Raw genomic sequence first — 10,285 nt, forward strand, 5'->3', positions numbered from 1 at the left:
TATTGTTCAGTTCACTCGGGGCAGGTTCGCATCCTTGATTGCCTTGCCCATGATCTTGTAGCCTTCGGCCAAGGCCTTCTTGTATTCGGCGCCTGTCAGCCCCACAGGATCGACACCGACTGCCTTGAAGTTTTTCTGGACCTGAGGCTCCTTCATTGCCGCCAAGACGGCGGCTTCGAGCACCTTGACATACGCGGGCGACGTACCCTTGGGCGCTGCAACCCCCAGCCATGAATCGATCTCTACGGGAAAACCTTGCTCCTTGATCGTCGGAACGTCGGGCTGCTCTGGCCAGCGGATAGGGCTTGCCGACGCCAGCAGACGCATTTTTCCCGCCTCCAGGTGCGGCAGAATGTCCGAAGGGTTCTGGACAATGACGTCTACCTGGCCGCTCAGCAATCCCGTAACGGTTTCCGCGCCGGATTTGTACAGGATTTGTTCAAGTTTTCCGCCCGTGGCCTTTGCCAGATCAAACATGGCAAGATTGTTCGGCGCAGACGGAGCACCGAAGAAAAGGCCATTGCCCTTCTTCGCGGCATCCACGAGATCCTGCATGTTCTTGTAAGGCGAATCGGCACGCACTGCGACGCCGTAGCGGAACCGGCCGAATCCCGCAACAAACTCGAAGTCATCGATGGTGTAAGGCACATCCATGAGATGCGGTGCAATGGCGACTGTGCTGTAAGTGACCACCCCGAATGTGTAGCCATCATTCTTCTGTCGCGTTAAATACGTAGGCCCCATCGTCCCCATCGCGCCCGGCTTGTTGACGACTACGATAGATTGCTTCAAAAACGGCTCCATTCCCTTGGCCAGATTGCGGGAGGCGACATCCGTATTGCCGCCTGCTCCGTAGTTGACGACCAGGCTAACCGGGGCCTGGGGAAAAGAATCGGCCGCGGCAATTCCGGATAGCCCTAAGGACAGTCCAAAGGTAATGCCCAGCTTGATCAAATGTTGTCTCATCATGTTGTGCCTTAGTGTCTTCGGTTGAATTGATGCCTGTTACGGCATGAAGAAGCCGCCGTTGATGTCGATGACGGCGCCATTAATGAAGCCGGCGTTATCCTGGCAAAGGAATTCGATTGCTTCGCCCACTTCATTGGGCGTACCGAGGCGACGCACGGGAATTGCCTGCGCATACCGTTCGTTCACCTCCGGTCCCGCTTGCATCGCCATCTCGGTAAGGATGCGCCCGGGCGCTACGCAATTGGTCGTAATGCCGAATGGCCCCATCTCGGATGCGATCGCACGCGACAAGCCAAGCACCGCTGACTTGGAGGCCATATAGCTGATGCCAGCCACGAGTGATTTGGAGCGTCCCGCCAACGACGACACATTAACGATACGTCCGAACCGGGCCGCTTTCATCGTCGGCACACACAGCTGACACAGCTTGACAATCGCCTTGACATTGACGTCCATGACCGACTCCCATTCGGCCTCGGTCACCTCGAGCAAGCCACTGGATTTTCCGTCGACCTTGGGAGAAATACCCGCATTATTGACGAGTATCGACACCTCGCCCAGGTCACTGCGAACTTGCTCCAGGCATGCGGCAATGGCGACGCTGTCTGTGACGTCGAGCGTGTGGTATTGCGCGAATGGCAGGTATTCCTGAGGTATCAGGGCCGCGACATCAGCCGCGTTACGGTCGACCATCGCGACCGAACGGCCGGCCTTCAACAGCGCCAACGTGGTCGCCAACCCTATTCCTTTTCCTGCCCCTGTCACTAAGGCAACACGTCTGGCGCTCATGCCGATACCTTTGCGTCGGGTGTGTAGAACGTGATGGGCGGGAACGCATTCTCGTCGCACATGACTTCGATGAGTGTGGTCTTGTCACTTTGACGAGCCTGCTTCAGTGCATCGGCCAAATCCGCCGGGTCGGTGATGCGCACACCGTTGCAACCGCAGTTGCGTGCGATGGCGGCATGATCGACCGGCGCAAAATTCACTGCCGAGGTATGCGCGCCGAACTTGACGTTTTCCGCATGCTTCTGGTAACCCAATATTCCGTTATTGATAAGAATCAGCGTGACTTTGATGTTCATGCGCGCCGCAGTTTCGAGCTCTGACCACACGTGGCCAAAGCCGCCGTCCCCCACCAGGCAATACACTTCAGCGTCGGGACGGGCTTGCTTGGCGCCCATTGCCATCGGAAAACCCCAACCCAAGCCTGCCAGCCCACGAGGCGTAATGAAGCGTTGACCCGCCTTGAGTGCGGTCAAGCCATTGGCAACCCAGATCGAAGAGTAGCTGGCATCGGCCACCACGATTGCATCCTCGGTAAGAAGCGCTTGAAGCTCGTGGGTGATGCGCTCGGGTCGAATGGGCTGCGCATCCGACGTGCGCACGGCCGTCGATTCGGCCTTGCCCTTGGCCTTGCCGGCCGATATGACGGCCTCGACTTGCGCACGCTGTGCAGCGCGTAGCGTAAGATCCTGATCCTTGAGGGCTGCGAGCAAGGCATCGAGCGTCAGGCTGGCGTCACCGATGAGACGCTCCGACTCGTAGTTGCGCCCTGCCTCGTGGCTGTCCACATCCAGATGTATGTATGTCGCATGTTTCGGATAGAGCTGCCACGAGTCCGTTGCGTTCTGGTTGGTTCGCGTGCCGATCAAAAGAATGACATCGGCATCGGTCACCAGCGGCCGTTGGTAGCGGGTTGCGCTATTGGGGCCCATGAAATAGCCTACCACCCCCGCAGACAGAGGATGCTGCTCGCTTACCGCGCCCTTGCCCATTACGGTGGTCGCGATTGGCAGATGTGCCTCTTCCTGGAGGGCAGTCAATGCCTTATAGGCGCCCGAAATATGCACTCCGCCGCCAGCGATGACCAAGGGCTTACGGGCGCCAGCCAGCAGTGATGCCGCGCGCGAGACCGAGGCTGGCGACGCCACAGTGCGGTCCAATGGGAAGTGCCCCAAAGATTGCTTGCGAACGCTTTCGACTGCGGGCTCAAGCAGCAGGTCAGCAGGAAGCAGCAAGGCGACCGGTCCCGGCCGCCCCGAGCACGCAACAGCAAATGCCTGGTCGATATAGTCTTCCACCCGGGATGCGTCGGTGATGCGGCGAACCCATTTAGTGACGGGCTGAAAGAGGCCCATATGATCGAGATCCTGAAACGCGTTCTTGTCCGTCTGGTTGCGCGCCACATCCTGTACGAGTGCAATGATGGGAATCGACACCTTCATTGCTTCGGCCAAGGGTGCAACCAGCAGTGCGGCTGCCGGGCCATTTTGCGCTGTGACAATCGAGGGTGTATTGGTAAGGCGCGCATAGGCGTCGGCCATATAGCCACCGGCGTTTTCTGTTCTATATGCGACCTGCTTCAAGCCGGCTTCTTCGGCCGCCAGATGCAGCATGCTGGGCAGACTCTGCCCGAATGTGGTGGTAATACCGTGTCGTTTAAGGGCCTGCACAATAGCGTGAGCTACCGTATTCGATTGCACCAGGCCATTCGCGGTTAAAGGAGTGAGCGATGTTTCCACAAGGAGATTTCCGTAATGAGCTAGAGAATGATTATTTTATATTTTATAAAATATAAAGTTAGCCTATAATAAGCAAGCTCGCTTTCTCGTTCTACTAGGGTTTGCACCTATCCGTAACAAAGTGCCCATCACGCAGCTTGGCGTATAGCATTCAGCTAACTAACGCCTGGAGATTTTTTTCGTGACCATTGATTCAAAGCCATTTGCGCGTGAGAACATCACGACTCTCATCTATAAACGGCTGAAAAAAAGACTGATGACGGGCGGCTACAAACCGGGGGATGTCATGCTTCTGCGCACTATCAGCGACGAGCTCGGCGTCAGCCAGACCCCGGTGCGGGAAGCGTTGCTGCAACTGGTATCCGAGCGGGCGCTGACTATGGAGCGCGGCAAATCCATCACCGTGCCCATATTCGATAAAAAGCGCCTCCAAGATCTGAGGGCGATCCGGCTCAAGCTTGAAGTGATGGCGGCCGAATATGCCGTCCGAAACATCCAGGACGCAGATATCGATAAACTGGAAGAGATCCACAGCGTGATGATGCAATGCAAGTTGAATGAAGACAGGGAAGGTACCCTGCTCCATAACTTCGAGTTCCATTCGACCCTATATGCCGCGTCGCAGATGACGGATCTCATCGCGATCATTGAAGGCCTTTGGGCCCAGACCGGCCCGTCCTTGACCTATCTGTATCAGCCCCCCTTCGTTCATAGCGAAGGCGCGCATCCTCATGTGTTCGTAATTGATGCCCTGCGGGAACGTCGCGCGGATGATGCGGTCGCCGCCATAGTCCAGGACGTCAACGAATATGGCGCAGCACTGATGGAGCGCCTGCCCGATGAGATGTCCTGACCCTTTTATTCCGTCAGCCCACTGGCACGCAACAAATCTTCGGGCGTATTAATATTAAAAAACGCATCACCGACGTCATCGAACAAAACAGGTACAGCGTCATTCTGCCGTTGCCAGAACTGTACCTTGCGCTCGCCGGACAGCAAAAAGTCATACAGACCGTCCACCAAGCTGCTGTGCGCCACCATGCATAACGGATGCACGCCTGCCGAGGTGCGGGCGTAAGCAATACGAGGCCCTTCATCGCCTACCGAGGCGCACAAACGCTCAATCAGGTCGACAGGGGGACACGGGACATCTACGGGCAACACAACCAGCCACGGTGTAGCAACATGCCTGAGCGCACTGGCAATACCGGCCAACGGCCCCGAATACTCCCCTAGCGCAAGGTCGTCAGGAACGACATCGCCATATTGTGCATACCTATCAAGATTCGTATTCGCGCTGATCAATACCTTATCTACATACGGGGCCAAATGCCCGCACGCGTGCTCGACTAACGGCTTACCGTTCAATTCCAGCAAACCTTTTTCGAGGGCGGCCGCTTGCATGCGCCTGCCTTGCCCACCGGCCAATACCAAGCCTGTCAGCAATGAGCGGGCTATCATCCGCCGATGTAGCTCATTTCGATTTTCGGCAAACCGATGGTTTCTCGGCCGCGGATTTCCGAATAGTGATCATTGCGCCTGGACCAAATACCGCCGAACAGGTCGGCAATGTCCTGGTCGCTGCCGCCGCTGCGGACCAGCGACCGTATATCGTGACCTTCCGATGCAAACAGGCACAAAAACAGCTTACCCTCCGGCGACAGCCGGGCGCGGGTACAGTCCCCACAGAATGGTTGAGAAACACTGGTAATGAGGCCGATTTCACCCGCATTGTCGGCATAGCGCCAGCGATTCGCCACCTCGCCACGATAGCCGGCATCCACCGGTTCAAGAGGAAACTCGGCTTTGATGCGATCAAGGATTTCCGCACCGGTCAGCACTTCCTGAAGATTCCACCCATTGGTGCTGCCGACGTCCATAAACTCGATGAATCGCAAAATATGGCCGGAATGGCGGAAATGGCGCGCCATGGGTACGATTTGTCCGTCATTCAAACCCTTGCGCACCACCATGTTGACTTTGACCGGCGCCAAGCCGACACGGGCTGCCTCGTCTATGCCGTCCAGTACTTGCCTGACACTGACTTGGCTGTCGCTCATGCGTTCAAACATCGAGTCATCCAGGGCATCCAGGCTGACCGTTACCCGCGTCAGCCCCGCGTCCATCAATGACTGCGCCTTCTTCGCAAGCAGCGTGCCGTTAGTCGTTAGTGTGACCTCCAGCGGCTTGCCTTCAAGCGTGCGCATTTGCGCCAGCATCTCGATAAGAATTTCTATATTTTTACGCAGTAAGGGTTCGCCACCAGTAAGGCGGATCTTGCGTACACCCAAGCCTACCGCTATGCCAGCGACGCGCGCAATTTCCTCGAAGCTAAGCAACGCGCTATGCGGCATGAAGCTATAGCTGCTATCGAATACTTCACGCGGCATGCAATAGGTACACCGGAAATTGCAGCGATCAGTAACGGAAATGCGTAGGTCGTGCAATGGGCGCTTCCGGGCGTCGTGCATTATCTCGCCCACCATGGACGGAGAAACCGTTGACGGCGTGGCAGATCGGGGGCCAGTGTGGAAAATTACTTTACTCATGTCTTGATCATAAACTCTCTACTGGAACTCGACATCGATTTGGTCAATGCCGGGCCGAATGCTTCGCTCAGTGTTTGTACACTACCCATACCGGTGGCATCGTACCCCACCAGCTCTGACACATAGGCCTGATAGCGATCGCTCGTCATCAGGTCCAACAAGACCTGCATTTTAGACGTGGAGAGCGTGTCACGATGTACTGCGAAAAAATAGCGCTCTTTCGCCAGGGGAATGAATGACAAACCACAGCGCCAGGCCGCTGTTTCCACGCCGATGCCGACATCGGCCATACCGCTGGCAATGTGCGCCGCAATCGCCATGTGCGTGAATTCGCTGCTGTCGAAGCCCTGTACTCGCGTGGTATCGATATTGAGCTGTTTAAGCATCAGGCCGACGAGCGAACGCGTGCTGGAGCCGATTTGCCGATTCACGAAACGCACCTCGGGATTGATCAAGTCTGCCACCGAGGCGATTTGCTTGGGATTGCCCGGCTGCACGAACATACCCGTGTTGCGCAGGGCCAGAAAAATCAGCCGGTGCTTATCTGGATTCAACCACTTGCCGTAGTTTCTAAGGATAGGGCCTTCGAACTCGCCCACGGGCACCTGGAAACCGGCCAGATCGCATTCGCCATGATCCAGCGAGGCCAACGCTTCTATTGCGGTGCGATACCGTAACTCTAGCGGCGACATATCAAGCCCATTGGCCAGCTGCATCAGCCCTTCTACCGCAAACCCGTGGCTGGCATGCAGACGCAGGCGTGGCTGGCTTTCCGGATATAAGCGCTCTAACTCTTCCTGCAGTTCTGACGCCATGCTTTCCAGCGTTGGCATGAGTCGCGCGTCAACGCGACGGTTAGCCCAGATCAAATGCTTCCCAAACTCTGTGAGTTTCGTCCCCTGCCGCCGCGACGTTTCCAGCAGCGGCGCCTCGAATTCCTTTTCAGCGTTGCGCAACATTCCCCAGCCATGCCGGTACGACACGCCGCAGGCTTTACAGGCGCCCGCGATATGACCCGTGGCATCGACGGCAGCGAGCAAGCGTATTACCTCGCTTAACGGTAGAACCTCACCCGATTGTTTTTCCAAAGCCCATTCGGAAGTGAGCCTCGCCTTGAATCGATACGTCATTTATCTCCACCCCAAATGGTATTAATATGTTTTTAATTTCATATTGAGAATACTCTTATATGTGATTTCTTTCCTATTGATGAAATCACTTATCAAGGTTAGATTACCTCAAATATTCAATAAATATATATGTAAATAAAAACATATAAGAGACAACCGTCACACGATACAGCCTCTTTATCTCAAAAGGATAGCGCCATGGCCATGACGCCTGATAATAATGAGTCGGCTCCGTCCGACGCCGTAGTACAGCAAGTTGCGCGACAGGTGCTAAAGCGCTATGAAGGGCAACAAGGTGCTCTGCTTCCTATTCTTCATGCTGTACAACACGCTTTGGGCTACATCCCTGCGGCCATCGTGCCGTTATTAGGCGAAGCCTTACAGTTGTCGCGGGCCGAAATCCATGGGGTAGTCAGCTTCTATCCACACTTTCGCGAGACACCTGCGGCGCCCATCGTTCTGGAAATCTGCCGGGCCGAAGCCTGTCAGTCCATGGGCGGCGACGCACTTGCCGAGCATGCCAAAAACAAGCTTGGCTGCGATTTCCACAGTACAGCCAGCAACGGCGCCGTAACGCTTGAACCCGTTTACTGCCTGGGCTTATGCGCCCAGTCGCCGACTGTCATGATCAATGGCCAGCCTCACGCTCGCATGACGCCCGCCAAACTAGATCAACTGCTGCAAGCACAAGAGGCATAACATGAGCCAAGCCATCAACATTTTCGTGCCACGCGACGCTGCGGCCATAGCTGTGGGCGCCGATGGGCTGGCGCAGGCCATTGCCCAGGAAGCGCAACACCGCGGACTGGACGTCCATATCATACGCAACGGCTCGCGCGGGCTGCTATGGCTGGAAACGCTGGTCGAAGTCGAAACAGCGTCAGGCCGGGTAGCCTACGGCCCCGTCGAAGCCTCCGATGTCTGCGGCTTGTTCGACGCGGGTTGGCTGGAAGGCAAGCCACACCCCCTGTCTCATGGACTGACAGACGAAATTCCTTATCTGAAGAATCAGGAACGCCTCACTTTTGCACGCGTAGGCATTACCGACCCATTATGCCTCTCCGATTACCAGGCCCACGAAGGCTTCCAAGGCCTCAAGAAAGCGTTGGCCATGGCCCCGGCCGCCATTATCGATACCATCGTGGACTCGGGCCTGCGAGGGCGCGGCGGCGCTGCCTTTCCGACCGGAATCAAATGGAAAACCGTCCTTGCTACGCCCGCTGACCAAAAGTACATTGTTTGCAATGCTGACGAGGGTGACTCGGGCACATTTTCCGACCGCATGCTGATGGAAGGCGACCCTTATGTGCTGATCGAAGGCATGGCTATCGCCGGGCTGGCGGTGCATGCCACTTATGGCTATATCTATGTACGATCCGAATATCCCGGCGCCATCGCCACACTGGAAGATGCCATTGGCCGGGCGCGTGAAGCCGGATGGCTAGGCGACAATATTCAGGGCAGCGGCCGGGCTTTCGACCTTGAAGTGCGCGTAGGCGCAGGCGCCTATATTTGCGGCGAAGAAACCTCACTCCTGGAAAGTCTGGAAGGCAAGCGCGGACTAGTGCGCGCCAAGCCGCCGCTGCCGGCCATCAAAGGCCTGTTCGGCAAGCCCACCGTCATCAACAACGTCATATCACTGGCCACCGTGCCTATTATCCTGGCCAAAGGCGCCGACTTCTACCGCAACTATGGCATGGGCCGCTCCAAAGGCACCCTGCCCTTTCAACTGGCCGGCAACATCAAGCAGGGCGGGCTAGTGGAAAAAGCGTTCGGCCTGAGCCTGCGCGAACTGCTGTACGACTTTGGCGGGGGCAGCGCGAGCGGCCGTCCGCTGCGCGCTATACAGGTAGGCGGCCCGCTAGGCGCCTACCTGCCGGAATCCCAATGGGATGTTCCGCTGGACTACGAAGCCTATATTGCCATTTCAGCCATGGTAGGCCATGGCGGTATCGTAGCGTTCGACAATACTGTCGACATGGCGAAAATGGCCGGATACGCCATGGAATTCTGCGCGGTCGAATCCTGTGGCAAATGTACGCCCTGTAGGATCGGCGCCGTGCGCGGCGTCGAAGTCATCGACAAGATTCGCCATAACGAAAAGCGCGAAGAACAAGTCCATTTGCTGCGCGACCTTTGCGACACCATGCTGGCCGGCTCTCTGTGCGCGCTTGGCGGCATGACGCCTTATCCCGTCTTATCGGCGCTTGACCACTTTCCGGAAGATTTCGGTCTGCCCAGCCCCGCCACCGCAACCGAACAAGCAGCCTAACGGAGTCCACCATGTTAGAAACTATCGCTAAACGTGAGCACGACTTTGGCACCCCTGCCTCGCTCGATACGCAAACCGTCCAAATCACTATCGATGGCATCCAAGTCGATGTTGCGGCCGGCAGCTCGGTCATGCGCGCCGCCGCCGAATCCGGCATCAATATTCCCAAGCTATGCGCCACCGACAGCCTGGAAGCGTTTGGTTCCTGCCGACTGTGCCTGGTGCAAATCGAAGGCCGGCGCGGCTATCCGGCGTCATGTACGACGCCGGTGGAAGCCGGCATGGTCATCTGGACAGAAACGCCCAAATTGCACGAACTGCGCCGCGGCGTCATGGAATTGTATATTTCCGACCATCCGCTGGACTGCCTGACCTGTCCTGCCAACGGCGATTGCGAGCTGCAAGATATGGCCGGAGTTGTTGGCCTGCGCAATGTACGCTACGGATACGAAGGCGCCAATCACCGATCCGACTTATCTGACGAGTCCAATCCTTACTTCACTTACGACTCATCCAAGTGCATTGTGTGCAGCCGTTGTGTACGTGCTTGCGAAGATATCCAGGGGACCTTCGCCCTGACCATCACCGGACGCGGTTTCGATTCGCGCGTCACTGCCGGTCAGAGCGACACCTTCCTGGGTAGCGACTGTGTTTCCTGCGGGGCCTGTGTGCAGGCTTGCCCTACCTCGTCGCTTACAGAAAAGTCGGTCATCATGATGGGCCAGGCCGAACATTCCGTCGTCACCACTTGCGCCTATTGCGGTGTGGGCTGCGCATTCAAGGCAGAAATGAAAGGCCAGGAAGTCGTGCGCATGGTGCCCTGGAAAGACGGCCAGGCCA

General features: G+C 56.8%; 10 protein-coding genes. 4 read left to right on the forward strand and 6 right to left on the reverse strand.

From position 1 onward, the window contains the following. Window positions 1-6: 6 nt before the first annotated feature. The 3 genes from ABWO67_RS16865 to ABWO67_RS16875 are packed head-to-tail and all read right to left on the reverse strand — an operon-like array spanning window position 7 to window position 3,494. Window positions 7-969, reverse strand: coding sequence for a Bug family tripartite tricarboxylate transporter substrate binding protein (locus ABWO67_RS16865; RefSeq protein WP_353153673.1), 963 nt, complete (start codon window positions 967-969; stop codon window positions 7-9). Between the two features lie 36 nt (window positions 970-1,005). Further along, a complete protein-coding gene (locus tag ABWO67_RS16870) occupies window positions 1,006-1,758 on the reverse strand; it encodes a 3-oxoacyl-ACP reductase (RefSeq protein ID WP_353153675.1) in 753 nt (250 codons plus the stop codon). Further along, window positions 1,755-3,494, reverse strand: a complete 1,740-nt coding sequence (locus ABWO67_RS16875) for an acetolactate synthase catalytic subunit (RefSeq protein ID WP_353153678.1) — start codon at window positions 3,492-3,494, stop codon at window positions 1,755-1,757. The genes ABWO67_RS16870 and ABWO67_RS16875 overlap by 4 nt, the downstream gene beginning before the upstream one ends. Window positions 3,495-3,675: 181 nt before the next feature. Between ABWO67_RS16875 and ABWO67_RS16880 the strand changes: the two genes are divergently transcribed. Then, the gene (locus tag ABWO67_RS16880; RefSeq protein ID WP_353153681.1) at window positions 3,676-4,347 is read left to right on the forward strand and encodes a GntR family transcriptional regulator; all 672 of its coding nucleotides are present in this window, start codon (window positions 3,676-3,678) and stop codon (window positions 4,345-4,347) included. Window positions 4,348-4,352: 5 nt separating this feature from the next. On the opposite strand, the gene mobA is transcribed toward ABWO67_RS16880, so the two are convergent. Genes mobA through ABWO67_RS16895 form a run of 3 tightly spaced genes read right to left on the reverse strand, consistent with a single transcriptional unit; the run spans window position 4,353 to window position 7,173 of the window. Continuing rightward, complete coding sequence (mobA, locus tag ABWO67_RS16885; protein ID WP_353153683.1) at window positions 4,353-4,955, reverse strand: molybdenum cofactor guanylyltransferase MobA; 603 nt, start codon at window positions 4,953-4,955, stop codon at window positions 4,353-4,355. After that, window positions 4,952-6,043: a GTP 3',8-cyclase MoaA gene (gene moaA, locus ABWO67_RS16890; protein ID WP_353153685.1), complete on the reverse strand. Its 1,092-nt coding sequence runs from the start codon at window positions 6,041-6,043 to the stop codon at window positions 4,952-4,954. Before moaA ends, mobA begins: the two co-directional genes overlap by 4 nt. Continuing rightward, entirely contained in the window at window positions 6,040-7,173 is a 1,134-nt protein-coding gene (locus tag ABWO67_RS16895; RefSeq protein ID WP_353153688.1) for a substrate-binding domain-containing protein, read from the reverse strand. Before ABWO67_RS16895 ends, moaA begins: the two co-directional genes overlap by 4 nt. 198 nt (window positions 7,174-7,371) lie before the next feature. Here ABWO67_RS16895 and ABWO67_RS16900 point away from each other — a divergent pair, with 198 nt between their 5' ends. The 3 genes from ABWO67_RS16900 to ABWO67_RS16910 form a co-directional block, all read left to right on the forward strand. After that, window positions 7,372-7,872, forward strand: a complete 501-nt coding sequence (locus ABWO67_RS16900; protein WP_502930040.1) for a formate dehydrogenase subunit gamma — start codon at window positions 7,372-7,374, stop codon at window positions 7,870-7,872. A gap of 1 nt (window position 7,873) precedes the next feature. Next, complete coding sequence (locus tag ABWO67_RS16905) at window positions 7,874-9,445, forward strand: formate dehydrogenase beta subunit (RefSeq protein ID WP_353153694.1); 1,572 nt, start codon at window positions 7,874-7,876, stop codon at window positions 9,443-9,445. Window positions 9,446-9,456: 11 nt separating this feature from the next. Then, window positions 9,457-10,285, forward strand: an 829-nt coding sequence (locus ABWO67_RS16910) for a 2Fe-2S iron-sulfur cluster-binding protein (protein ID WP_353153697.1), incomplete at its 3' end; no start/stop codon positions are given.

Origin of the sequence: Pollutimonas bauzanensis (assembly GCF_040393045.1) — a bacterium.
Lineage (GTDB): Bacteria > Pseudomonadota > Gammaproteobacteria > Burkholderiales > Burkholderiaceae_B > Pollutimonas > Pollutimonas bauzanensis_A.

Excerpts from the sequence above, each read along its gene's own strand:
- ABWO67_RS16865 (WP_353153673.1), bottom strand. The coding sequence starts at position 969 with ATGATGAGACAACATTTGATCAAGCTGGGCATTACCTTTGGACTGTCC.
- ABWO67_RS16870 (WP_353153675.1), bottom strand. The coding sequence starts at position 1,758 with ATGAGCGCCAGACGTGTTGCCTTAGTGACAGGGGCAGGAAAAGGAATA.
- mobA (WP_353153683.1), bottom strand. The coding sequence starts at position 4,955 with ATGATAGCCCGCTCATTGCTGACAGGCTTGGTATTGGCCGGTGGGCAA.
- moaA (WP_353153685.1), bottom strand. The coding sequence starts at position 6,043 with ATGAGTAAAGTAATTTTCCACACTGGCCCCCGATCTGCCACGCCGTCA.
- ABWO67_RS16895 (WP_353153688.1), bottom strand. The coding sequence starts at position 7,173 with ATGACGTATCGATTCAAGGCGAGGCTCACTTCCGAATGGGCTTTGGAA.
- ABWO67_RS16900 (WP_502930040.1), top strand. The coding sequence starts at position 7,372 with ATGGCCATGACGCCTGATAATAATGAGTCGGCTCCGTCCGACGCCGTA.
- ABWO67_RS16905 (WP_353153694.1), top strand. The coding sequence starts at position 7,874 with ATGAGCCAAGCCATCAACATTTTCGTGCCACGCGACGCTGCGGCCATA.